Annotated in this window: 25 protein-coding genes; 7 read left to right on the top strand and 18 right to left on the bottom strand. The window is 66.8% G+C overall.

The window, feature by feature from the left end; translation table 11 throughout:
* Positions 1 to 154: 154 nt before the first annotated feature.
* Positions 155 to 859 carry a BA14K family protein gene (locus tag ACVILH_RS25845; RefSeq protein WP_456715407.1) on the bottom strand — a complete coding sequence of 235 codons (705 nt, stop codon included), beginning with the start codon at positions 857 to 859 and terminating at the stop codon, positions 155 to 157.
* A 162-nt stretch (positions 860 to 1,021) separates the two neighbouring features.
* On the opposite strand from ACVILH_RS25845, the gene ACVILH_RS25840 reads away from it, so the two are divergent.
* Entirely contained in the window at positions 1,022 to 1,432 is a 411-nt protein-coding gene (locus tag ACVILH_RS25840; RefSeq protein WP_006614883.1) for an NADH:ubiquinone oxidoreductase subunit NDUFA12, read from the top strand.
* 85 nt (positions 1,433 to 1,517) lie between these two features.
* Here the strand turns inward: ACVILH_RS25840 and ACVILH_RS25835 are convergent, their stop codons facing one another.
* A complete protein-coding gene (locus tag ACVILH_RS25835) occupies positions 1,518 to 2,213 on the bottom strand; it encodes a DJ-1/PfpI family protein (RefSeq protein WP_456715406.1) in 696 nt (231 codons plus the stop codon).
* Positions 2,214 to 2,328: 115 nt separating this feature from the next.
* Between ACVILH_RS25835 and ACVILH_RS25830 the strand changes: the two genes are divergently transcribed.
* From ACVILH_RS25830 to ACVILH_RS25810, 5 genes are all read left to right on the top strand, one after another.
* Entirely contained in the window at positions 2,329 to 3,267 is a 939-nt protein-coding gene (locus ACVILH_RS25830) for a GlxA family transcriptional regulator (protein WP_456715405.1), read from the top strand.
* Positions 3,268 to 3,305: 38 nt separating this feature from the next.
* Entirely contained in the window at positions 3,306 to 3,578 is a 273-nt protein-coding gene (locus ACVILH_RS25825; protein WP_456715404.1) for a hypothetical protein, read from the top strand.
* A gap of 109 nt (positions 3,579 to 3,687) precedes the next feature.
* Positions 3,688 to 4,446 (top strand): SDR family NAD(P)-dependent oxidoreductase, encoded by a 759-nt coding sequence (locus tag ACVILH_RS25820; protein ID WP_456715403.1) that lies wholly within the window; start codon positions 3,688 to 3,690, stop codon positions 4,444 to 4,446.
* Between the two features lie 22 nt (positions 4,447 to 4,468).
* Positions 4,469 to 5,719 carry an NAD(P)/FAD-dependent oxidoreductase gene (locus ACVILH_RS25815; protein WP_456715402.1) on the top strand — a complete coding sequence of 417 codons (1,251 nt, stop codon included), beginning with the start codon at positions 4,469 to 4,471 and terminating at the stop codon, positions 5,717 to 5,719.
* A gap of 31 nt (positions 5,720 to 5,750) precedes the next feature.
* Entirely contained in the window at positions 5,751 to 6,419 is a 669-nt protein-coding gene (locus ACVILH_RS25810) for an amino acid ABC transporter permease (protein ID WP_456715401.1), read from the top strand.
* A gap of 153 nt (positions 6,420 to 6,572) precedes the next feature.
* On the opposite strand, the gene ACVILH_RS25805 is transcribed toward ACVILH_RS25810, so the two are convergent.
* The 8 genes from ACVILH_RS25805 to ACVILH_RS25770 all read right to left on the bottom strand — a co-directional run bounded on the left by ACVILH_RS25805 (position 6,573) and on the right by ACVILH_RS25770 (position 14,252).
* A complete protein-coding gene (locus tag ACVILH_RS25805) occupies positions 6,573 to 7,454 on the bottom strand; it encodes a transporter substrate-binding domain-containing protein (protein WP_456715400.1) in 882 nt (293 codons plus the stop codon).
* Between the two features lie 117 nt (positions 7,455 to 7,571).
* Complete coding sequence (locus ACVILH_RS25800; protein ID WP_456715399.1) at positions 7,572 to 8,585, bottom strand: Na+-dependent transporter; 1,014 nt, start codon at positions 8,583 to 8,585, stop codon at positions 7,572 to 7,574.
* Positions 8,586 to 8,686: 101 nt separating this feature from the next.
* Complete coding sequence (locus ACVILH_RS25795; RefSeq protein ID WP_456715398.1) at positions 8,687 to 9,751, bottom strand: ketopantoate reductase family protein; 1,065 nt, start codon at positions 9,749 to 9,751, stop codon at positions 8,687 to 8,689.
* A gap of 350 nt (positions 9,752 to 10,101) precedes the next feature.
* On the bottom strand, positions 10,102 to 10,713 hold the full coding sequence (locus ACVILH_RS25790) for a YitT family protein (RefSeq protein WP_456715397.1): 612 nt from the start codon (positions 10,711 to 10,713) through the stop codon (positions 10,102 to 10,104).
* Between the two features lie 25 nt (positions 10,714 to 10,738).
* Complete coding sequence (locus ACVILH_RS25785) at positions 10,739 to 11,905, bottom strand: amino acid aminotransferase (protein WP_456715396.1); 1,167 nt, start codon at positions 11,903 to 11,905, stop codon at positions 10,739 to 10,741.
* Positions 11,906 to 12,112: 207 nt separating this feature from the next.
* Entirely contained in the window at positions 12,113 to 12,475 is a 363-nt protein-coding gene (locus tag ACVILH_RS25780; protein WP_456715395.1) for a hypothetical protein, read from the bottom strand.
* Positions 12,472 to 13,434 (bottom strand): alpha/beta hydrolase, encoded by a 963-nt coding sequence (locus tag ACVILH_RS25775; protein WP_456715394.1) that lies wholly within the window; start codon positions 13,432 to 13,434, stop codon positions 12,472 to 12,474. The genes ACVILH_RS25780 and ACVILH_RS25775 overlap by 4 nt, the downstream gene beginning before the upstream one ends.
* Before the next feature lie 44 nt (positions 13,435 to 13,478).
* A complete protein-coding gene (locus tag ACVILH_RS25770) occupies positions 13,479 to 14,252 on the bottom strand; it encodes an SDR family NAD(P)-dependent oxidoreductase (RefSeq protein WP_456715393.1) in 774 nt (257 codons plus the stop codon).
* Between the two features lie 242 nt (positions 14,253 to 14,494).
* Between ACVILH_RS25770 and ACVILH_RS25765 the strand changes: the two genes are divergently transcribed.
* Positions 14,495 to 15,493 (top strand): DUF2155 domain-containing protein, encoded by a 999-nt coding sequence (locus ACVILH_RS25765; protein ID WP_456715392.1) that lies wholly within the window; start codon positions 14,495 to 14,497, stop codon positions 15,491 to 15,493.
* 6 nt (positions 15,494 to 15,499) lie between these two features.
* On the opposite strand, the gene aat is transcribed toward ACVILH_RS25765, so the two are convergent.
* The 8 genes from aat to ACVILH_RS25725 form a co-directional block, all read right to left on the bottom strand.
* On the bottom strand, positions 15,500 to 16,177 hold the full coding sequence (gene aat, locus ACVILH_RS25760) for a leucyl/phenylalanyl-tRNA--protein transferase (RefSeq protein ID WP_456715391.1): 678 nt from the start codon (positions 16,175 to 16,177) through the stop codon (positions 15,500 to 15,502).
* 57 nt (positions 16,178 to 16,234) lie between these two features.
* Positions 16,235 to 17,323, bottom strand: a complete 1,089-nt coding sequence (locus ACVILH_RS25755; protein WP_456715390.1) for a sensor histidine kinase — start codon at positions 17,321 to 17,323, stop codon at positions 16,235 to 16,237.
* The gene (locus tag ACVILH_RS25750) at positions 17,320 to 17,757 is read right to left on the bottom strand and encodes a response regulator (RefSeq protein WP_456715389.1); all 438 of its coding nucleotides are present in this window, start codon (positions 17,755 to 17,757) and stop codon (positions 17,320 to 17,322) included. The genes ACVILH_RS25755 and ACVILH_RS25750 overlap by 4 nt, the downstream gene beginning before the upstream one ends.
* Entirely contained in the window at positions 17,754 to 19,274 is a 1,521-nt protein-coding gene (locus ACVILH_RS25745; protein ID WP_456715388.1) for a sensor histidine kinase, read from the bottom strand. The genes ACVILH_RS25750 and ACVILH_RS25745 overlap by 4 nt, the downstream gene beginning before the upstream one ends.
* A 116-nt stretch (positions 19,275 to 19,390) precedes the next feature.
* Positions 19,391 to 20,740: an acetyl-CoA carboxylase biotin carboxylase subunit gene (gene accC / locus ACVILH_RS25740; RefSeq protein ID WP_456715387.1), complete on the bottom strand. Its 1,350-nt coding sequence runs from the start codon at positions 20,738 to 20,740 to the stop codon at positions 19,391 to 19,393.
* Positions 20,741 to 20,817: 77 nt separating this feature from the next.
* A complete protein-coding gene (gene accB, locus ACVILH_RS25735) occupies positions 20,818 to 21,303 on the bottom strand; it encodes an acetyl-CoA carboxylase biotin carboxyl carrier protein (protein WP_456715386.1) in 486 nt (161 codons plus the stop codon).
* A 33-nt stretch (positions 21,304 to 21,336) separates the two neighbouring features.
* On the bottom strand, positions 21,337 to 21,825 hold the full coding sequence (locus tag ACVILH_RS25730; RefSeq protein ID WP_456715385.1) for a type II 3-dehydroquinate dehydratase: 489 nt from the start codon (positions 21,823 to 21,825) through the stop codon (positions 21,337 to 21,339).
* A gap of 246 nt (positions 21,826 to 22,071) precedes the next feature.
* Entirely contained in the window at positions 22,072 to 22,824 is a 753-nt protein-coding gene (locus tag ACVILH_RS25725; RefSeq protein WP_456715384.1) for a DUF1236 domain-containing protein, read from the bottom strand.
* Between the last annotated feature and the right edge of the window lie 142 nt (positions 22,825 to 22,966).

Here is a 22,966-nt window from a genome sequence, read left to right as displayed (position 1 = left end):
TCGCGGGGCACATTCTCGCAATTTCGTCGACATTCAGTCTGCATCGTGGCGGATGAGACACATAACAAACAACATTATAACACTTTCAAAGCAAAGGCGGCGAGGTAAGTACCTCGCCGCCTTGTTCGTCACGGGACGGAATTGCCGCTGCTGCTTACGGGCAGGGATGGCGAAGACCGTCGTAGCCCAGATAGGTTCCTGACGCCGGATCGTAGGAGCGGTAACGGCGAGCGCAGTAGCTCGGATCGACGCCCTCGGTTCCGACGACGGCCACGGGAGCGGAGTCGTCGTAGTAGGAGTAGTCGTTGTAGTAGTCGTTTCCGTAATAATACGGATCATTGTAGTAGGCGTAGGAGCTGCCGAGGCCAATTCCGACGCCCACGCCGACGCCCGGCCAGAAGCCGCCGCCGCGATGCCAGCCGCCATGGTGACCACCACGCCAACCGCCGCCGTTCCAGTTTCCGCCACCGCCGTTCCAATTGCCGCCGCCGCCGGTCCAGTTACCGCGGCCGCCGCCATTGTTCACGGCGACATTCGCGCCGCCACCCGGACCGCGGCCCACCAGGCCTGGGCCGCCAACGGCTGTGCGCCCGGAGAAGCTACCGCCGCCCACGGCACCGCCCGGCCCAGCCGTAAAGGCGCCGCGTCCGCCGCCACCGATCGCGCCACCACCGCCGATCGCTCCGCCGCCACCACCACCGCCGATGGCCGCGCCACCGCCACCGCCGCCGCCCATGGCCGCACCGCCGCCCGGACCACGGCCGCCGCCGGGGCCTTGAGCAAAGCTCGTGGTCGCTGCCGCGAGCGGCAGAATCAGCGCCACTGCCGCGGCGGCGCTCCATGTCTTCAATCTGGTCATCGCTCTCGCTCCATCAGGGGAAAATGACCTAACCGCAGGGTAGGGATGTCGTTCCCCGGCGTGAACCGGTGCATCGTCGCGGGCGGGGGCGGTGCAACACTGGACAAGTCGCAAGCGGGGTGGCATCACAGCCGGGATCTTCACAGAACCGGCCCCGAGCGCATGAAACAGTTCTTTCTCAAGCTCTTCACGTGGTGGAACGGCCAGACCTTCGGCACGCAGCTGTGGACCTGGCGGTTCGGCGAGCTCGTGGGGCAGGATGCGCAGGGCAACCGTTATTATCGGACCGCCGGCGGCAAGATCGATCCGGTGCTGCATTTCGAGCGCCGCTGGGTGATCTACAATGGTCTCGCTGAAGCCAGCCGCATCCCGCCGGAATGGCATGCCTGGATCCATCACATGGTCGACGTGCCGCCGACCCAGGACGGCTACAAGCCGCGCGAATGGGAGAAGCCGCATCAGCCGAACCTGACCGGCACTGCGCTCGCCTATCGTCCGGCCGGCTCGACCTTGGCCAGCGGCCGCCGTCCGAAGGCGACCGGCGATTATCAGCCCTGGACGCCCGGCAGCTAACTCGATCGCTGCTTGAATCATGTTTCTGAGGCCGTCCGGGCTCCGGGCGGCCTCTTTGCTTGGGCATGGCTGAGCGGGGCCTCCGCTAGCTGCTGGCCCTGAGCATAGCCGCCGCCCGCTCGGCCGCCGCCACACGCCGCTGGCGGAAGGGGGCGATTCGCTCCAGCATTCGCGACACGACCTCGGGCGGTGCGGTGTCGGGCGAGCCGGCCGCGAACGGTGGCGCCGGGTTGTATTCGAGCCTGAGCTGGATCGCTTCCGCCGTCGCGCGGTCGACCAGTTGCGACACCAGGGTCAGCGCGAAGTCGATGCCGGCGGTGACTCCGCCGCCGGTCACGCGGTTGCGGTCGATGCAGACGCGCTCGGTGCTGATGGTGGCGCCGAATAGCGGCAGGCACTCGCGCGCGCTCCAATGGGTCGCAGCGCGATAGCCCCTCAGCAGGCCAGCGGCTCCGAGCGCGAGCGAGCCGGTGCAAACCGAGGTGATGTATTTGGCGCCTTCGGCCTGGCGGCGGATGAAGCCGATGACTTCGGCATCGTCCAGAATGGCATCGACGCCGAAGCCCCCGGGAATGCAGATCACGTCGGCCTGCGGGCACTCGGCAAACGTCGTCGTCGGCAGCAGCGTGAGAACGGAATCGGTCGGAATCGGCTCGATCCGCTTCCAGACCAAATGCAGCGTCGCGCCGGGCACGCTCGAGAACACCTGTACCGGGCCGGTGAGATCGAGCTGGGTGACCTGGGGAAACAGCACGAGAGCGATGGAGAGCGGTTCGGCCATGGGCGGATCTCACGAGCGATGATGGGTTGACGCCGGCCATCCTGCATGATCCCCTTGCTGTCTCATATGCCAAAGTTCCCTCGATTTCGGACAGACGACTGACGGAGCGTCCCGCATGATCGGCGTGCTCATCTTTCCGGATTTTCAGTTGCTCGATGCCGCCGGCCCGATCTCGGTGTTCGAGATCGCCGCGCGCTACGCGAGCGCTGCGCCGCAGATCCGGGTGGTGGCGGCGGCGCCGGGTCCGGTGCGCTCCTCCTCGGGCGCCGAGATGCTGGCGCGCAAATTTGGTCCCGTGTCGGCGCTCTCGACCTTGCTCATCGCCGGCGGTGACGGCGTGGAGGCGGCGAGCCGCAATGCCTGCACGCTGAATTTCGTGCGCAAGGTCGCGCGCCGCGGCACGCGCGTGGCCAGCGTCTGCTCGGGCGCCTTCGTGCTTGCCGAAGCCGGCCTGCTCGACGGCAAGCGTGCAACCACGCATTGGCAGCGCACGCGGCAGTTCCTGCGCACCTATCCCAACGTGAAGCTCGAGCCGGACAGCATCTATGTCCGTGACGGCCAGGTCTGGAGCTCGGCCGGCATCACCGCCGGCATCGATCTCGCGCTCGCCATGGTCGCCGAGGACCACGGCGAGGAGATCGCGCAGAAGACCGCGCGCCAGCTCGTGCTGTATCACCGCCGCAGTGGCGGGCAGTCGCAATTCTCCTCACTGCTGGAGCTGAAGGCGCCGAGCGGCCGCTTCGCCGATCTGCTCACCTGGGCGCGCGAGCATCTCGATGCACCGCTCACGGTCGACGACCTCGCCGAGCGCGCCGGCATGAGCACGCGGCATTTCACCCGCGCCTTCGTCGCCGAGACCGGCACCACGCCGTCCAAGGCGATCGAGCGCCTGCGGCTGGAGGTGGCGCGCGACCGCGTGCAGGCTTCGCACCAGCCGATCGAGCTGGTCGCCGAAGCCGCCGGCTTTCGCGATCCCGAGCGGATGCGCCGCGCCTTCATCCGTGCCTTCGGCCAGCCGCCGCAGGCCTTGCGACGCGCGGCGCGGGCGGGATAGGCTCGGGCAACGTCGCGAGAGATCACTGAGGTCGCGCGATGGCCGGCACTCCGATGGCTCTGGGGATCATCGTCCCGTCGCCCTATGTGATCGAGCTCTCCAAGCTGCGGCAGCAGCTCGAAGAGGCGCACCTCGCCTGGGCGATCGAATGGAAGCGGCAGCAGCAGGACTTCGTCATAGAGAACATTCGCTTCGCGCATGATCCGCACTGGAATGAGCGCGTCCTCAGCCTGCAGGCGGCGCGCGACGGCAAGACCCTGGTTTGGCGCGCCACGCGCGTCATCCTGACCTGCAGCGGTTTGTCCATCTGAGCCGGGTGCGGTTGCGTCAGGGTCTTCCAGGCATGCCGATGCGGCGGTTTGCATTAGCGGATGCGAGACCTATAGTCCGCGCCTCGAATTGCATTCGGCACTGGGGATCATGCGCGTTTCAATCATCACCGGCAGCGGCGCCGGGATCGGCGCCGCGGTGGCGCGCCGCCTTGCGGGGCCGGGGCAGGGCCTCATGCTGCATGGCCAGGGCGCCGATGCCGCCGGGTTGGCGCGGCTGGAGGCCGTTGCAGAGACGTGCCGGCAGTCTGGCGCCGAGGTGGCCTATCATTGCGCAAACCTGGCCACCGCAGGCGCCGCGTCGGAGCTCGTGGCTGCCGCGCGCGCCAGGTTCGGGCGTGTCGATGCGCTGGTGCATGCGGCGGGCTTCGCCGATCGCCGCAGCTTTCGCGACCTGCCGCGCGAGGGGCTCGACCGCTCGTTGGCCGTGATGCCGGCGGCCTTTCATGAGCTCGCCAGCGCAGCGTTGCCGGACCTGATGCAGAGCAGCGCGGCGCGCGTGGTCGCGATCTCCAGCTTCGTCGCGCATCGCTTCGTGCCGGGCGGCACCTTCCCGGCCTCGGCGGCCGCCAAGGCCGCGCTCGAGGCGCTGGTCAAATGTCTCGCGATCGAGCTCGCCTTGACCGGTGGCACCGCGAACGTCGTGGTGCCCGGCTATACGCGCAAGGATGCGGGCCGGCTCGGCTCGCTCGATCCGGCGGCGTGGCAGAAGGCGGCCGCCGCCAATCCGCAACAGCGGCTCGCCGAGCCGGACGACGTCGCAGCCGCCGTGACCTTCCTGCTGTCGACAGAGGCCGGCCATGTCACCGGCGCCGTGCTGCCGGTCGATGGCGGCCTCACCCTGATGTAGATCTGAGATGGATTGAGAGACGATGCAGAGTGGACAGCAGACGACCGACGTGGTCGTGCTCGGAGCCGGGATCGTCGGCGTCTCCTGCGCCTATGCGATCCGCGAGCGCGGGCTCTCGGTGGCGCTGGTCGACCGCAAGGCGCCTGGCGAGGAGACCTCCTACGGCAATGCCGGCATTCTCTCCTCGGCCTCGATCCTGCCGTTCAACAAGCCCTCGCTGTTCAAGGCGCTGCCGTCTTATCTCGGCAACCAGAGTGCCGCGCTGCGCTGGAGTCCATCCTGGACGTTGCGCAACATCGACTGGGTGCTGCGCTTTCTCGCCAACGCCGTGGAGTCCCGCGTCAAGCCGCGCGCGATTGCGCTGCACGGCCTGATCCGCGCGTCGCTGACGCTGCACCGTGACTGGATCGTCCGCGCCGGCGAGCCGCAGCGCGTGCGCGAGACCGGCTGGCTCAAGGCGTGGCGCAGCGAGGCGGTCGGAGCGGCCACGGCCGAGCAGGCCTTTCTCGCCGAGTACGGCATCAAGAGCGAGCTGCTCGACGGCCAGGCGATCTCCGCGCTCGAGCCCAACATGCTGCCGGTCTACAAGGTCGGCCTGCTGCACAGCCAGACCGCGTCGGTGGACTCGCCGGGCAATGTGACCAAGGCCTATGCGCGGATGTTCGAGGGCGCGGGCGGAACGTTGCGCCAGTCCGAGATCCGGGCGCTGCTGAGCGACAATGACGGCTGGCGCGTGGTGCTCGGCGATGGCGAAATCCGCGCGCGGCACGTTGTGGTCGCGCTCGGGCCGTGGTCGCCGGACATCCTGCGGCCGCTCGGCTATCACGTGCCGATGGCGTTCGAGCGCGGCTATCACCAGGAGTTCACGCCGAACCCGAACCGCAAGCTGCTGCGGCCGATCAACGATGCCGAGCGCAGCTTCGTGCTGGCGCCGATGGAGAACGGCGTGCGCGTCACCTCCGGCGTCGAGCTGACCGACCGCGATGCGCCGTCGAACTTCGCTCAGCTCGAGCAGGTGGTGCCGCTGGCGCGCGGCGTCGTCGAGTTCGGCGAGGCCGTCGCGCCGCCCTGGCGCGGGTCGCGGCCGAGCCTGCCGGATGCGCTGCCGATGATCGGACCGGCGCCCCGGCATTCCGGCCTGTGGCTTGCATTCGGCAACCAGCACATCGGCTTCACCACGGGGCCGGCCACGGGCGCGGCGATTGCCGCGATGATCGCGGGCGAGGCGCCGTCGTTCGACGCCTCCGCCTTCGCGCCGAGCCGGTATCTGTGATGGGCCGCGACCGCCTCGCGCCGGAGCTCTGATGAACTACACCTGGGATTTTGCCATTCTCGGCAAGTACAGCCACCTGTTCTGGGTGGGGCTGGGCTGGACCATGGCCTATACGCTGGGCACGATCCTGCTCGGCACGCTGATCGGGCTCCTCGTCGGCATCATCAGGCTGCGGCGTCCGGTGGTGATCGACTGGCTGCTGATCGCCTATATCGAGCTATTCCGCTGCACGCCTCTCCTGGTGCAGATCATCTGGTTCTACTACGCATTCCCCGTGGTGATCGGCGTCAACATCCCGGCCCATGTTGCGGCGGTGACCGTGCTGTCGCTGTATGGCGGGGCGTTCTATGCCGAGATCATCCGTGGCAGCATCGAGAGCGTGCCGCGCGGCCAGTGGGATGCGGCGCGCGCGCTGGGCCTGCGCCCGTGGCGGATGATGCGGCTCGTGATCCTGCCGCAGGCGCTGAAGCCGATGCTCGCGCCTTACGTCAACCAGTCGGTGACGCAGCTCAAGAACACCTCTCTGGTGTCGGTGATCGCGGTGCCGGATCTCGTCTACAACGCGACCTTGATCAACGCCGATACCTACCGGCCGCTCGAGGTCTACACCATCATCGCGATCATCTACTTCGCGATCCTGTTCCCGGCCACGCTGCTCGGCCGCCGCTTCGAGCGCGGCATGAGCTACGACAAGGCGTGAGGCGGGGAATATATCCGCCGTCATTGCGAGCGAAGCGACTTGTCCGCCATAGCCTGAAAGGCGACGGCGGAAGCAATCCAGTGCGGCAACTGAGACCTGGATTGCTTCGTCGCTTCGCTCCTCGCAATGACGGCGGTGCGTGCGGCGATATCGTCAGATATTCACTTCCACCGGCACGTCCTCGGCCTTGACGCCGGCAAGGCCCAGGCCCTTGATGAACCATTCGCGCATCTGGCCGATGCCGCGGTTGTAGTCGATCCACACCGCGAGGAAGTCGCGCCAGCGCTTGTCGGCCTCGCGGCGCACGCCCATGCTGGAGGGGATCGCGACCGACGGCGACTGCAGGATCTTGTAGGTGCCGAGATTGGGGTTCTTGGCGATCGCGGTCAGGCCAAGGATCAGGGCGTTGACGACGACGTCGACGCGACCCGACGCCATCTCCAGCATCACCTCGTCGCGCGACTTCAGCGACTTGATGGTCGCGTTCGGCGCAAACCGCCGCGCCACCGCCTCGTTGGCGGAGCCGACGTCGACGGCGATCTTGATCTCGGGCTTGTTGATGTCGGCCCAGGTCTTGGCTTCCAGGCCCTTCTTCAGCATGGCGCCGAACGGATGCGGAAAGACGGTGCCGCAGAAATCGATCACCAGCGCGCGCTGCGGCGTCGGGTTGAGCGCGAAGCCGAGATCGATCTTGCCGGCCTGCAGGTCGAGCACCGAATTGCCGTAGGTCGACTCGACATATTCGAGCTTCACGTCGAGCAGCTTGGCGATGTCGTTGGCCATCTCGATCGAGAAGCCCGACCAGGTGCCGGAGGCGAGATCCTTGTTGAAATAGGGCAGCTCGCCCGGCAGCACGGCAATGCGCAGCACCTTGTTGGCACGGACGCGATCCAGCGTGTTGTCGCCGGCGGCCTGTGCCGAGGCCGGCGTCGTCGTCATCGCCGACGCGAGCGCGGCGCCGGAGCCGATCGCGAGCGCATAGCGCAGCGCGTCGCGGCGGTCTTCGGAAATCTTCTGATCGTCTGATGGGGTCACAACATCCTCCTGCACCAATCGGCGTGGAGCGTAGCGTTGGCCTCGCTGACCAGCAACAAGCATCTCGAAGCTGGTAGCTAACTTAGGAGCGACACGCAGCCGCGATGCTGCGCTGCCTCATTCGCGTGCAGGACTGAGTGCACCGTGTTCAGTCCCGCGGGATGGAAGTGATGAGGACCGCAGACGCTCGGCCAACGGCCGCAGCAGCTGGGGAGCCAGATGGATGGGAAACTGACTCATCGCGAAGTAGAGCCATGTCGTGCCGGGGATCGCGCCGTCGGTCGCCGCCAGCATCAATCCCATGTTGCGCAGCGAGACCATCACGCCGAGCGCCATCGCCCGTTCGCGGCCCGCACGGCGGAACAGCAGCATCGTGATACCCAGGAGCAGGAAGAACACGGTGAACGCCAGCACCGCGAGTCCCAGCATGCGGAACGGGCTCGCAACGAGGTCGGTCACGAAATGCGCCATGATCGCCGAGGCGAACACGTAGAGGATGAGGACGTTGAATCCGTCGATCGGAGCGCGGTGGCGGCGGATGCGCTCGATGCCGAAGCCGAGGCGGATCGCGATCGCGACCGCCAGCGCGATGCCGAGAACGCCGGCGAGCTTCAGGCCCAATGCGGCCGGCGCAAGCGCCAACGTCTGGTCAAAATACAGATAGGCGAACAGCGGCGCCGTCAACGGCACCAGCGCCGTCGATGTCACCAGCGTGATCAGCACCAGCGTTGCATCTAATCCCATCAGCGCGGCGAGCGCGGGCGAGGCCATCATGGGTGACGCCGTGGCCTGCAGCATCAGCGCGAGATAGAGATCCGGCGCTGACACATCGACGCCCGCGATCCGTCCGATCAAGCCTGCGAGGGCCGGGATCGCGATCGTGGTCCACGCGGTCGCTAGGAGCACCAACAGCGGCCGGCGCAGATGCGCTGTCAGGATCGCGACGTCGACGCGCATGAAGGAGATGCAAAGCAGGCCGACGATGGCCTCGGTGACATAGGGGCGCGTCAGCTCGCCGAGCGGCGGCACGGCGATCGCCATCAGCAGCACCGCCGCGACGGCGCGGGTGCCCTGATCGCCGAGCCAGCTCAGGGCGCGCAGAGGAACGGCGAGTGGACCGGAGAGCGGCATCGAAATTCCAGACGATCTGAATCAATGAACGCGCGAACCATGGGCTGGCCGCGCGTTCATGCAAAGTCACATCTGGTTACGGACGATGTCGGCGCCTGATCTCACTGCGCGCTGGAGCCGCCGACCACGATCTTCTCGTTGAGCTTGAAGTCGACGGTCTGCACGGTCTGGTCGATCTCGGGATTGGGCATGCCGATCTGCTGGGCGATCAGCTTCACCAAGAGATCGACGCGCTCGATGAACGGCGCGCCGGCGGCGACAGCGCGCGCGGCCGAGGACGGCTTCAGCAGGCTCTCGGCCGCCTTGGCGTATTTCTCGAACGGCACCTGGTCGCTCGGATCGGCGCCGAGCTTGCGCGCGATCGCGTCGACATGCTCGTAGATCGCCTTGGACTGGGCGAGATTGCCGTGCACGGCGTCGCGGATCGCCTGCGGCTCGCCGCGGGTGATGCAGCGATAGTTACCCGTGAGCAGCATCGACCATTTGGCCAGCGGCACGAACAGCGAGTCGAACACCTTCAGCTTCACCGGCACATCCTGGCCGTCCAGCCTGACCGCGTCGATGTCGCGCTCGAGCTCGCGCAGCAGCGCGTTGTGCCTCTCGTCGTCGAAGGCGGCGGCCTTGAAGTTCGTGGGCAGGCCGACATGCAGCACGTTGGCGCCTTCCTCCGGCGGACGGAAGGCCTGCGGATCGGGCGAGCACAGCGTGACGAGACCGGGGGTGAAGCGCTCCCAGACCTGCGCATTGGTGTAGGCCTCTTCGAGATCGCTGTTGGCCAGCGCGGGGATGCGCTTGAGATAGGGCAGCGGCGGCATGTTCATGATCGAGAGGCACGGCAGCTTGGCCTCGGCGATCTTCACCATCAGCACGCGAATGGTGTGGTTGGTGTATTGCGGCTCCTGCATCGCCAGGCCGACGAGGTCGTAGCGCGAGAGATGGACGGCGTCGGGCGTGGCGGCGTCGAGCTTGCCGGGCAGGTCGCGTGAGAAGATCGAGCGATGGGTCGGCTCGTCACGCAGCTTGATGCGGACCTCCGTGCCCTCGCGATTGATCAGCTCAGCGGTCTTCTTGCGGCAGACCAGCGTGACGTTGTGGCCGGCCATCAAGAGCTTGGTGCCGAGCAGGGAGCCATAGGAGGCTCCGAGAATCAGAATGTTACGTGCCATACCTTGGTCTTCCCCAGAGCTTGGTTTTGTGTTGGCGATTTTTTTATTGGCGATCCAGTCGCACCGAAGGGGCCGTCGTGGGCCCCTGGCACAAACCAAGGGCGCACGAAGGCGGTAACCCGTGCCCTGGATCGCTGGCATACCAGAGACTTCATCCCATGGAACGGTCCGTCTGGCAAGGTGCAGCGCACGCCTGCGACATCCCGAGCGGGTGATGCCGGCACAAAGCGCCTAAAGCGCGATGAGATCAGGATGGATCGTCATCGCGCTTCAGGTTGTTGTTTGCGCATGATCTTTTCGGAAAACCGCTGCGCACTTTTCCGGATCATGCTTGAGGGGATGATCGGCGGTCAGCTCAGCGCCATGTAGCGGCCGGGCTTGTGGTTGATGGCGATGATCACATTGACGATCACGATGCCCAGGATCGACAGCGCCAGCCGGTTGACGGGGATCACGAAGAATGCGGCGATCATGATCAGGAAGTCGACCGCGAGCTGGAAATAGCCGGCGCGGATCTTCCAGTGCTCCTGCAGATAGAGCGCGAGGATGTTGATGCCGCCGAGACCGGTGCGGTGGCGGAACAGCATCAGCAGGCCGGTGCCGGTCAGGCCGGCGCCGATCACGGTGGCATAGATCGGATTGATCTCGGCAATGTCGACCCATGACGTCGTGAGACGCGAGAATATTGCGACGAGGCCGACCGCCACGAAGGTGCGGATCGTGAACGGCCAGCCCATGCGCCTGACAGCGAGCACGTAGAACGGCAAATTGAGCAGGAAGAAGCTGATCCCGAAGCCGTAGCCGCTGATGTAGCTGAGCAGCAGCGACAGGCCCGCGGTGCTGCCGACCAGCAGCACCGTCTTGCTGTAGATCAGCATGCCCAGCGACACGAACAGCGTGCCCAGCGTCAGGGCCATCGCGTCCTCATAGAGCTTGTGCCGCTCCTGCACGATCTCGCTCACGCCTGTGGTCCTTGCCTGCCGCCGCTCAGATCGCCTTGAACAGGCCTGCGACGCGGGCGACGTCGGCGAGCTTCAAGCCGGCGATGTTGATGCGACCGGAGGTCGGCATATACACGCCGTGCTTCTCTCGCAGAGCCATCACTTCCGCAGGCGAAAGCGGCAGCAGCGAGAACATGCCCTCCTGCTGGCCGATCACGAGCGAGTTCGACCAGCGATCGCCAAGCGCCGCGGCGAAGGAGCGGCGCAAGCTCGCGAGGCGCTCGCGCATCGACTCGAGCTCGGCCCGCCAGTCGGCGTAGAGCTCCGGCGTGCCCAGGATCGTCCTCACGATTGCGGCGCCATGATCGGGCGGCATCGAGTAGCTGGTGCGGGCGATGGCGACCAGGTTGGAGCGGGCCGTGGCCGCTGCAGCCTCGCTGGCGGCGACGGCGAACAGCGCGCCGGTGCGCTCGCGATAGAGCCCGAAGGATTTCGAGCAGGACACGGCGACAAGCGCCTCCGGGATCGCAGTGATCATCGCGCGCAGGCCGGCGACGTCGCCATCGAAGCCGGCGCCAAATCCCTGGTAGGCCGAGTCGATCAGCGGCACGAGCCCGCGGGCGGCGATCACCTCGGTGATGCGCGCCCAGTCCGCGGCCCCGAGCGGGGCGCCGGTCGGGTTGTGGCAGGAGGCATGCAGCAGCACGGCATCGCCGGGCTGAGCCCGCTGCAAGGCCTCGAGCATGCTGTCGAGCAGCAGGGTCTGCGACGGGACGTCGAAATAGGGATAGGTCTCGATCTCGAGCCCGACGGCGGCGAAGATGCCGGCGTGGTTGGGCCAGCTCGGCAGGCCCAGCCAGATCTTGCCTGTGCCGGCCTGGCGGATCAGATCGGCGGCGAGCCGCAGCGCGCCGGAGCCGCCGGGAGTCTGGACACCAGCGGCATGGACTGAAGAGGCCGTGCCGCCGACCATCGTCCACAGCAGGTCCAGGAAGCCCTGATCGCCTTCCGGGGCGACATAGGCCTTGCTGTCCTGGGTTTCCCAGATCCTGCGTTCGGCGGCCTTCACCGCGCGAAAGATCGGCGAATGGCCGGCCTCGTCGCGATAGACGCCGACGCCGAGATCGACCTTGTCGGCGCGCGGGTCGGCTTTGAAGATGCCGATCAAGGCGAGCAGGGGATCATCGGGCTGGCGGCTCAGGCGTTCGAACATCGTGGAGCATTCCTATTGCGTCGCGGGCGGCAGGCGGTGGTCGCTCGGCGGCCGTGCGGACACTAGCTTGGTTGCAGCGCGAAATCAGCGGGAATTTCCGCGCTGCATGGCTGCCTGCAGCGAATGCGGAAAGGGGCAGCTGGCTGCATCAGCCGCTCCTTGCTCTTGCGAGCGGAGCCGGCTGGCGATGGCCGGCGCGCCTCTGCCTCAGTCGCGACTTGGCGCGCGACCGGGCTGAGGGTCCGCATTGGCGATCTTGCGCGCTTTCTTGGTGGCAAGCCGAGAGCGCACCCTGCCGTCGACCTCACGTCCAGTGGCGCGCTTCCACCGGCGGAGCTCGTCGACCGTCAGAATGGTCTTGACGACCTGATGTCCCTCCAAGCTTGCGAGGCTGTCGACGACAGCCTCGGCGTCGGCCAGCCATTCGTCATAGGTGTCGTGCAGATCCGGGCAGATCTGTTTCACCTCGTCCCATTCCTCACGCTTGAACCAGGCGACGCCCAACACCATGACGTGCTCGATGCTTGCAGCGTCCTCGAGCTCCCGGTCCGGTCTCAACGGGTCGCTCATATGCCGCCCTGCCGATCGAGCTGCTTGAGCCAGTTGCCGATATCGCGGGCCGCGACATTGGCCTGGTCGAGCAGCTTGCCCATGGTGAAGAAGCCGTGGAATTGACCTGGATGCGTCCGATGCGTCACCGACACGCCGGCCTCGCGCAGGCGCCGGGCGTAGTCATCGCCTTCGTCGCGCAGCGGGTCGGCACCGGCCGTCAGCACATAGGCGGGCGGCAGGCCAGCTAGCGTCGCGGCCTTCGCCGGCGAGGCGCGCCAATCGTGGATGTCGGCTGTGCTGTTGAGGTAGTGGTCGCGAAACCAGCGGATCACCGAATGAGTCAGCAGCACGCTGGTCTCGGGCTCGCTGTGCGAGGGATGGCTCATGGCGAAGTCGGTGGCGGGATAGATCAGCACCTGGCCCGACAGCTTCGGCCCTTTGCCGTCGCGCGCCGACAACGCAACAACTGCTGCGAGATTGCCGCCAGCGGAGTCGCCGCCGACGCTGAGCCTGAGAGCATCGATCCCGAGCGAGGCGGCGTTGTCGGCGACCCATTGCGTCGCTGCGACGGCGTCGTCGACCGCGGCGGGAAACTTGTGCTCGGGCGCGAGGCGGTAGTCGACCGAGACGACGATCAGCTCGCCTTCATGCGCCAGCGTCCGGCAGACCACATCATGCGAATCGAGATTGCCGATCACCCAGCCGCCGCCGTGGAGGAACACCAGCCCTGGCGCGAGGCCATTGGTCTGGCGCACCGTCTTCGGGCGGTACAGCCGGGCAGAGATCGCGCCGTGCGGACCGGGGATGGCGAGATCCCCGACCTCGGCGAGCTCCGGCGGCTCGGGATTGCTCACGATCCGCGCGGCCAGATAGTAGTCGCGCGCCTCCTGCGGCGTCAGCGTCTCATAAGCGGGGCGGCCGGCCTCCTGGAACGCTTTGTAGACGGCTGCGGCATCGGCATCGAGTTGAACGGGCATTGACGAGCGACCTGTGCGTTGAGCGGGTTGATGTGAAAGCTTGTTCAGGCGGCGGTGCGGCCGCCGTCGACGGTGTAGGCCGCGCCGGAGACGTAGCTCGCATCGTCGGAGGCGAGGAAGGCGACGATCGCCGCGACCTCCGCGCCCTGGCCGAGCCGGCGCGCAGGCACGCGATCGACGACCTTCTCGATCGGCACGGGCGCGCCGCTGCGGCCTTCGATGATCGCGCTCAGCATGCGGCTGTCGATCAGTCCGGGACAGATGCAGTTCACGCGCACATGGGTGCCGGTGCATTCCCACGAGGCGCTCTTGGTCAGCCCGATCACGGCGTGCTTGCTGGCGCTGTAGACGGCGATTTGCGGCGAGCCGATCAGGCCGGCGATCGAGGCGGTGTTGATGATCGAGCCGCGGTTCTGCTTGAGCATCACCGGCAGCACGTGCTTGAGGCCGAGGAAGACGCCGATGACGTTGACGTCGAGCACGCGGCGGAAGGCATCGAGCGGGTAGTTCGTGATCGACTTGATCTCGCCTTCGACGCCCGCATTGTTAAAGAACACATCGATTGTTCCGAAGCGGTCGCAGGCGCGGCGGACATAGGACGCGACCTGTTCCTCGTCGGTGACATCGGCGGTGATCGCCAGCGGCTCGGCGCCGGCGGGAAGGGCGCTGACGGCCTCGTTGAGGTCCTGCTCGCGCCGGTCGACGGCGACAATACGGGCGCCGCGGGCCGCCAGCAACTGCATGGTCGCAGCGCCGATGACGCCTGCCGCGCCGGTCACGACGGCAACCCGGCCGTCGAGCCTGATCGAATCAGCCATGTGTTCCTCCCGTGCGCCACGGCGCGTGGCCGCGGCCTTGTCGCGTGTTGGTTTCACGCTATCTTCTGATCATGCGACTATCTCATTGGATGAACCGGATGGCCACCTCGCGGTGCGCTGGTAAGTCGCCCTTTCCCCGCCGTATTCGGCATGTTAACGGGAGGGCTGATCGAGAGCGGCGGATGGGTCATGACGCGATTTGATTGTCCCGAACCCCGATTCGCCTGATAAAGCCGCGCGAGATGCACCGAACAATCGTCCTGACCGGTATCGCGGCATTGCTGGCCGCCACATCCCTCGCGCTGGCCGTGCCCGCACGCGCCCAGATCGGGACCATTTTCTCAGATCCCGTGCCGCGTCCGCCGGGCAACATTCCACGTCGCGGAGAGCCGATGCCGCCGCCGCCCGATGAGGAGGAGGAGATTCCGGAGCTGCCGCAGGGCCGCGTGCTGCCGGCGCCGACCCGTCCGCCGCCGGGGCAGGGTGCTGCCTTGCCCGGCCCGGTGCAGTCGCAGCCGCTGGCGCCGCCGCCGGGAACGACGGTCCTGCCGCAGAACAATCCGCCCGTCGCGGTCGCACCGCCTGGCCAGCCCGGTGCCGCACCGGCGCAGCCCGGCCAGCGGCCGGCGCCGCCGCGCGGCGCGCCCCAGAATGCCACGATCCCGCCGAACGGCGCGGTGCCGCAGACTCCGGCGACCATTCAGCCCGGCGACGAGGTGGTGACCGAGCCGCCTGCGCAGAAGATCGTGAACAAGAAGGCGAGCTTCTCCGGCCTCGACAAGATTACCGGCCGGATCATCAATTTCGACGAGGAGATCGGCGAGACTGTGCAGTTCGGCGCGCTCCGGGTGAAGACTGACGCCTGCTACACCCGGCCGGCCACCGAGGCCGCCAACACCGACGCCTTCGTGCAGGTCGACGAGATCACCTTGCAGGGCGAGGTGAAGCGGATCTTCTCGGGGTGGATGTTCGCCGCGAGCCCCGGCCTGCACGGCGTCGAGCACCCGATCTACGATATCTGGCTGGTCGACTGCAAAGAGCCGCAGAACACGGTGGCCAGTGCCGCGCCCGACCAGAAGCCCGCACCGCAGCCGCAGCCTGCGCAGAAGCGGCCGGCACAGCAGAAGCAGGCGGCGCCGCGTCCGCCCGGTCCGCCGCCGCAATATCAGACCCAGCAGGTGCCGCCGCCACCACCTCCGCCCCCGCAGGCCGGCGGGCCGTTCGGCGGCGTGTTCCGGTAGAGACGTTCAGCCGCGCTCGGCGATGATGCCGAGCGCTTCGGCGCCGCTGATCGGCCGGTCGATTGGAAGCCGGACGAAGTTCGCCGCCGGTCCAGTGATCGCCTTTTCGAGCAGCAGGGTATAGCGCCGGCGCGGAATCTCGACCGCGCCGAAGGTCTTGAGATGCTCGGTCACATATTGGGTGTCGAGCAGCTCGAAGCCGCCGGCGATCAGCCGGGCCACAAGATGTACGAGCGCGACCTTCGAGGCATCGCGGACGCGGTGGAACATGCTCTCGCCGAAGAACGCGCGCCCCAGGCTGACGCCATAGAGCCCGCCGACCAGCTCGCCCTCCTGCCAGCACTCGACGCTGTGGCAATGGCCCATCGCGTAGAGGCCATTATAGAGCTCGCGGATGCGCCGGTTGATCCAGGTGTCCTCGCGACCCGGCTGCGGCTCGGCGCAGCCATCCATGACGGCTTTGAAGGCCTGGTTGACGGTCACGGTGAAGGCGTCGGAGCGCACCGTGCGGGCGAGCCGCGAGGCCACGCGAAAGCCGTCGAGCGGAATGACGCCACGCAGCTCCGGCTCGACCCAGAACAGCGAGGGGTCATCGGCGCTTTCGGCCATCGGGAAGATGCCGCAGGCATAGGCGCGCAGCAGAACCTCGGGCGTGATCTCGGACGCGGAGTCGCGCGAATTCATGCGGGCAGTCTAGCAGGACATCGATCGGCACGCGATGGGTCGTTGGGACGAAGCCGCTCAGCCCACCGCGGCAGTCGCGGGCTTCGCAACAACCTTGTTGAGGCGGAAGCGAACCACGATCTTGGTGCCGTCATGGCTCGGATCCGGCTCCACCGTCGCATCGAGCTTGGTCGCCATCGCGCTGACGATGCGCTGGCCCATGCCGGTGGAGCGGGGATCGCTGGTGGCGTTGAGGCCGACGCCATTGTCGGCGATCGACAGCACGATGTCTCCGCTCTCGAGCTTCAGCTCGACATGGATCGGGCCGGGGCCGTCGGGATAGGCGTATTTGACGGCGTTCATGACCAGCTCGTTGACGACGATGCCGATCGCGACCGCCCGATCCGGATCGATCTCGACCGGCTCCGCCTTCAAGGTCAGGCGCGACATCCGGTTGCCCTCGGCGGAGCGGCGGAGATCGTCGAGCAGCGAGTCCAGGTACTGGTTGAGCATCACGCTCTTGAGGTCCTGCGACGTATAGAGCCGGCGGTGCACCTGGGCCACCGCGGCGACGCGGCCCATCGCGTTGGTGAGCGCCGCCTTGACGTCGTCCTGCGTGCTTGAATTGGCCTGCAGGTGCAGCAGCGAGGCAATGATCTGCAAGGAGTTTCCGACGCGATGATTGACCTCGCGGAGCAGCACCTCGCGCTCGGCCGCCAGTGCCGCGAAGCGATCGCGCGAGGCGCGCACCTCGGCCTCCGCCTCGTCCCGGGCCTTTTGCAGCCGCGCCTGGCGCAGCGCGCCCTCGGCGGCGACTTGCAGCAGCGGGATGAACTCGCCCTGCACGTCCTTGACCAGATAGTCGGCGGCACCGGCCTTGAGGGCGGTCACGGCAATCTTGGAGTCCTGCGAGGCCGTGACGAACACGACCGGCGGCGGATCCGGCAGCGCCATGATGCGCTCCAGCGTCTCCAGCCCGTCGAGCCCCGGCATGTGCTGGTCGAGCGCAACCACGTCGACGCCGCCGCGCTGCAGCCGTTCGAGGCCCGCGCTCCCATCAGGCGCATGCTCCACGGCCAAGCCGAGCCGCTTCAGCCCGCGCTCGACCAGCCGCGCCAGCGCTGCGTCGTCCTCGATATAGAGCAGCGTGGGGGCGGGGGCGCTCATGCGGCGGGCGGAACCTGGATGACGGAGAAGAATAGTCCGAGCTGGCGAATGGCGTTGGCGAAGCTATCGTAGTTGACCGGCTTGGTAATGTAGACGTTGCAGCCGAGCTCGTAGCAGCGCTTGATCTCCTGGGAGTCGTCCGTGGTGGTCAGAATCACCACCGGCGCGCTCTTCAGATAGCTGTTTTGCTTGACCATCTTCAGAATGTCGATGCCGGTCATGTCCGGCAGGTTCAGGTCGAGCAGGATGAGCAAAGCGTGGCCCTTGTGATCGAGGCCGCTGCCGTCAGCTCCCAGCAGATATTTCACCGCGTCTGTACCGTTGGTGAACGGCTTGATCTCGTTGTTGACGCCGGAACGGCGGATGTTCCGCTCGATCAGCCGGGCGTGGCCCTCGTCGTCCTCGATCATGATGATGGTCACGGGCTTGGTCATCGGTCTGAGTTCCGGTTTGAGACGTTCCAGTTGATCGGGAGCGTGATGGTGAACGTGCTACCCTGGTCGAGCTCCGACGCGACCGACATGGTTCCCCCGAGCCGGCGCACCAGCGCGCGCACATGCGCCAATCCGATCCCCTGACCCGGACGGTCCTGGGTCCCGGCGCGGCGGAACAGATCAAAGATACGCTGGTGATCCCGGGGATCAATCCCCCGGCCGTTGTCTGCGACCTCGAAGATGGCGAAGCCGAGCTTGGTGCGGGCGCGGATGGCGATGTCGCCGGGCACCCCGGGCTTCATGTATTTGATCGCGTTGTCGATCAGGTTGGAGAAAATCTGCTCCAGGGCCAGGCGGTCGCTGACGATCGTCGGCAGCGGCTCGACGCGGATCGTCGTCTGCGCCTCTTCCGCCTGATGCGCCAGCGTCGAGACGATCTGCTCGATCAGCTCGCGCGTGTCGATGCGGACCGGGACGAACTCGCGGCGGCCTTCGCGGGTGAGATTGAGGATCGCGCTGATCAGCCGGTCCATCTTGGCGATCGACGACTTGATGAAGCCGAGCGCCTCCGAGAAATCCTCCGACAGCTGCTTGTCGGTGCCTTCGAGCTCGGGCTCGGTGCCCTCGGCAGGCGGCGGTGAGGCCGAGACGGCGCGGGCCAGGGTCGCGATGCGCCGGAAGATGTCGTTGCGCAGCTCCTCTAGCTCGCTGGTGAAGCCCATGATGTTGACGAGCGGCGAGCGCAGATCGTGGCTCACGATATAGGCGAAGCGCTGGATCTCCTCATTGGCCTCGCGCAGATCGGCGGTGCGCTCGTCGACCGTGGCCTCGAGGTTGAGGTTGCTCTCACGCAGCTTGGCCTCGGCCTCGTCGCGCGCCTGCGTCGAGCGGCGGACCAGGAGCACCGAGATGATGGCGAGCAGAACCACCAGCGCAGAGCCGGTGACGGTGACGATCGTGGCCAGTTGCTGACTACGGTCAGCATTGGTGGTGCGCAGCGCGAGCAGACGCTCCTCCTCCATGCGCATCGCTTCCGCCGTGGTCCGCATCGTCGTGCTGCTGTCGGTCGAGGCGGCGTCGCGCACCAGCGCCACGGCGGCGGGAAGATCGCCGGAGGCGACGAGGGCCTTCTCGCGATCGAACTGCGAGAGACGCATCTCGATGACGCCGCGCAGCTTGGCGAGGTTGTCGACCTGCACCTGGTTATCCGCGACCAGCGTTGCGAGCTTGTCGAGCAGCGGCCGGATCGCGCCGACGGCGGCTTCATGATCCCGCAGGAAGTCAGGGCTCTGCGTCAGCAGATAGGCGCGCGCGCCGCTCTCGGCGCGACGCACCTCCAGCAGCACGGCGTTGATCTGGTTCTCGGCCTCGACGGTGTGCACCACCCAGGCGCTGTCGCTGCGCGCCTTGTTGACCAGCAGAACCGACGCCGTGCTGACGGCGACCAGCACCAGAAATCCCGCTGACAACAGCAGGACCTGCCCCAGTGTGCGCCTTCGTCTCACCTCAGGCGCCACTACACACTCGCACGTCGTTGGTAATTACTGCCCCCTGGCGGAACTGATCCGACCGAGCAAAACGCGGCTGCGGCCGGATGGTTCCGCCTCGAACGAGGGTTTTCTCAACGGACCGCTCAGTCCGCCTTCTGGCCGGCGAGATACTGCTCGAGCCAATGGATGTGATAGTCGCCGTCGATGATCGCGGGCTCGCGGACCAGGGCGCGGAACAGCGGCAGCGTGGTCTCGATCCCGTCGACCACCATCTCGTCCAGCGCCCGGCGCAGCCGCATCAGGCACTCGACCCGGCTCTTGCCGTGCACGATCAGCTTGCCGACCAGCGAGTCGTAATAAGGCGGGATGACGTAGCCCTGGTAAACAGCGGAATCGATGCGGACGCCGAGGCCGCCGGGCGGATGGTACTGCTGGATCTTGCCGGGGGAAGGCCGGAAGCTGACCGGGTTCTCGGCGTTGACGCGGCACTCGATCGAGTGGCCGTTGATCACGACCTGGTCCTGGGTCATCGGCAGGTCGCCGCCGGCGGCGATCCGGATCTGCTCCAGCACGAGGTCGATGCCGGTGATCATCTCGGTGACGGGATGCTCGACCTGGATGCGGGTGTTCATTTCGATGAAATAGAACTCGCCGTCCTCGTAGAGGAACTCGATGGTGCCGACGCCGATATATTTCAGCTCCTGCATCGCCTTGGCGACGGTGTTGCCGATCTTCGCACGCGCGGCTGCGTCGAGCACCGGCGAGGGGCCTTCCTCCCAGACCTTCTGGTGACGCCGCTGCAGCGAGCAGTCGCGCTCGCCGAGATGGATGGCGCCGCCGCGGCCGTCGCCGAGCACCTGGATCTCGATGTGGCGCGGCTTCTGGAGATATTTCTCGAGATAGACCGAGGCATCGCCGAACGCCGACTTGGCCTCGTTGGCCGCGGTGGTCAGCGCCAACTGCAGGTCGGCCTCGGTGTGCGCGACCTTCATGCCGCGACCGCCGCCGCCGGCGGCGGCCTTGACCAGCACCGGGAAGCCGATCGCTTTCGCAATCGCCATCGCGTCCTGGTCGGGCGTGACCGCGCCGTCGGAGCCCGGCACCACGGGAATGCCGAGCCGCTTGGCCGTCTTCTTGGCTTCGATCTTATCGCCCATCAGGCGGATGTGCTCGGCCTTCGGCCCGATGAAATGCAGATTGTGGTCGGCGAGGATCTCGGCGAAGCGCGCGTTCTCGGACAGGAAGCCGTAGCCCGGATGCACGGCGTCGGCGCCGGTGATCTCGCAGGCGGCGAGCAGCGCGGGAATGTTGAGATAGCTGTCCTTCGACGGCGGCGGTCCGATGCACACGCTCTCGTCGGCGAGGCGGACATGCATGGCATCGGCGTCGGCGGTCGAATGCACCGCGACGGTGGAGATGCCGAGCTCCTTGCAGGCCCGGAGGATGCGGAGGGCGATTTCGCCGCGGTTGGCGATGAGGATCTTGTCGAACATGGGGCCTCGGGGGGCGAGTAGCGAATAGGGATTAGCGAACAGGGAACGGACAGCTATTCGCTATTCGCCATTCGCATTTATTCAATGATCACCAGCGGCTCGCCGAACTCGACCGGCTGGCCGTCCTCGACCAGGATCTGCGTCACCGTGCCCGCGCGCGGCGACGGGATCTGGTTCATCGTCTTCATCGCCTCGATGATCATCAGGGTCTGGCCGACCGAGACCTTGGAGCCGACCTCGACGAACGGCTTGGCGCCGGGCTCCGGCGCCCAATAGGCGGTGCCGACCATCGGCGACGGCACGACGCCGGGGTGCTTGGACAGATCGGCGCCGGCGGCGGCCGCCGCTGCAGCGGCGACCACGGGGACCGCGGACGCTGCCGCAGGAACCGCCGACGGCACCGCGGCGGCAATCGTGACGTTGCGGGCGACGCGGATGCGCAGGCCGGCCCGCTCCAGCTCGATCTCGGTCAGGCTGGTTTCATCCAGCAGCGCGGCCAATTCGCGAATGAGCTGGCTGTCTTCAGACTTGGCCGTGGTCTTGTCGTCGGGCTGAGGCGCCATGATCGTGATCCAGAAACGTTGAGTGAGGGGACGTCAGGCTTGCGCCGAGAGGTCGGTCTGCGGGGCGGCCTTCGCTCCAAGCTTGGCAGCAAGGCCGGTGATGGCGAGTCGGTAGCCGTCGACACCAAAGCCGGAAATTGACGCAAACGCGGCTCTGGCGGTGAAAGTGTGGTGCCGAAAGCTGTCGCGGGTACGAGTGTTGCCGTTGCGCACCTCCACCGTGGGGATCCTGCTTTCCAGCAGAGCATCCTGCACGGCAACTGAGGTACGGCAGTACGTGCCGGCATTCAGCACGATGCCGGCGACGGCTCTGGCGCGGGCCTCATGGATCGACTGCACCAGCCCGTCTTCATCGGACTGCCGGCATTCACTGGTCAGCCCGAACCGGGCCGCCATCTCCGCGCACAGACGCTCGACATCGGCCAGCGTGGCTTGGCCAGCGGTCTGCGGCTCGCAGGTGCCCAGGAGATCGAAGCTGGGTCCATTGAGCACATAGATCGTCGTGTTTGCGTCTTCGGCCATTCCCATTCCGGCGGTGTGGCGGCGGTGGGCGGCGTTATAGGTAACAAAGCTGCCCAGGGGAAGCCTTTCGGCGCCGCGGATGGGGATAGCGCGGCTTGCCCGTCACACGAAAAAACCCGTACAAGCCCTGGAAATGGCTCGTTAACCACTGTCGACGGCCTGCTGCACGCGCTGCGTGTGCTGCGGCAGCAGAAAGGGGCAGGCATTGCTGCCCGCCCCTTGTCCCGTCACCTGCCTGGTCGGGGATCAGGTGTCGAGAACGGCGACGATCTCGTAGGTCCGAGGATCGATCACCACGATCTGCTCACGAACCAGGATGAAGTCATATCCGCGCCATTCCGGATAAACCGTCACGACCTCGGCCGGAAGCGGGTGGAAGTGGACCTCGCGCGGCACCCGGGTGCCGACCGAGATGTTGAAGTTGACGTTGGTCACCGGCTCGACGCGCTGGCTGCGGATCACGCTGGTGATCTTGGTGCGCTGCTCGGTGGTCAGCTTGGCGCTGGCGCCAGCCTGTCCGGTGGTCGTCTGCGAGCGATCGCCGCCGGTCTTGGTTTCGGCGTTGGTGCTGGTGCCGGTCTTGCTGTCGCGGTTCTCCGCAGCGCTATTGCCGGTCTTGCTGTCGCGGCCCTCGGCCTTCATGTTCTTGGCGCCGCCCTTGTCGGTCTCGGAGCTCGCGCCCTTGGTGGCCGGCCCCTTCATGTTGTCCTCGGCGTGCTGCCCCTTGGTCGCACCGGACTTCTGCTCCGACTGGCTCGAGCGCATCTCGGACGAGCCGCCGGCCGAAGGCGAGGCGCTGTCGCGATTCATGGCACCGCCCGTTGCGCTGCCGCCGCCGGACGCGCCGCCCGTCGCACCACCGCTTGCGCCGCCTTGCATCGCGGCACCGCCGGATTGACCACCCGCGCCGCCCGCACCACCGGCGCCCTGCGCATGAGCAAAACTTGCACCCGCCAAAAGCGCGATTGCAGCAACTGATACCATCAAGCGATGAGTCATCCTCGATCCTCCTCTGTCATTGGCACTGCCCGCGCCGACAACCGCAGGAGGTTGGAGTCGTTCCGTACGGCTCCAATCGTTCCGAAAAAATATCGCAGATCGCAACTTTATGAACGGATGCTCAGGGTCATGAATGCAGCAT

This window comes from Bradyrhizobium sp. USDA 4353, assembly GCF_054063215.1.
Note: the sequence above shows the minus strand (reverse complement) of the source record. Positions and strands in the feature narration are given on the sequence as shown.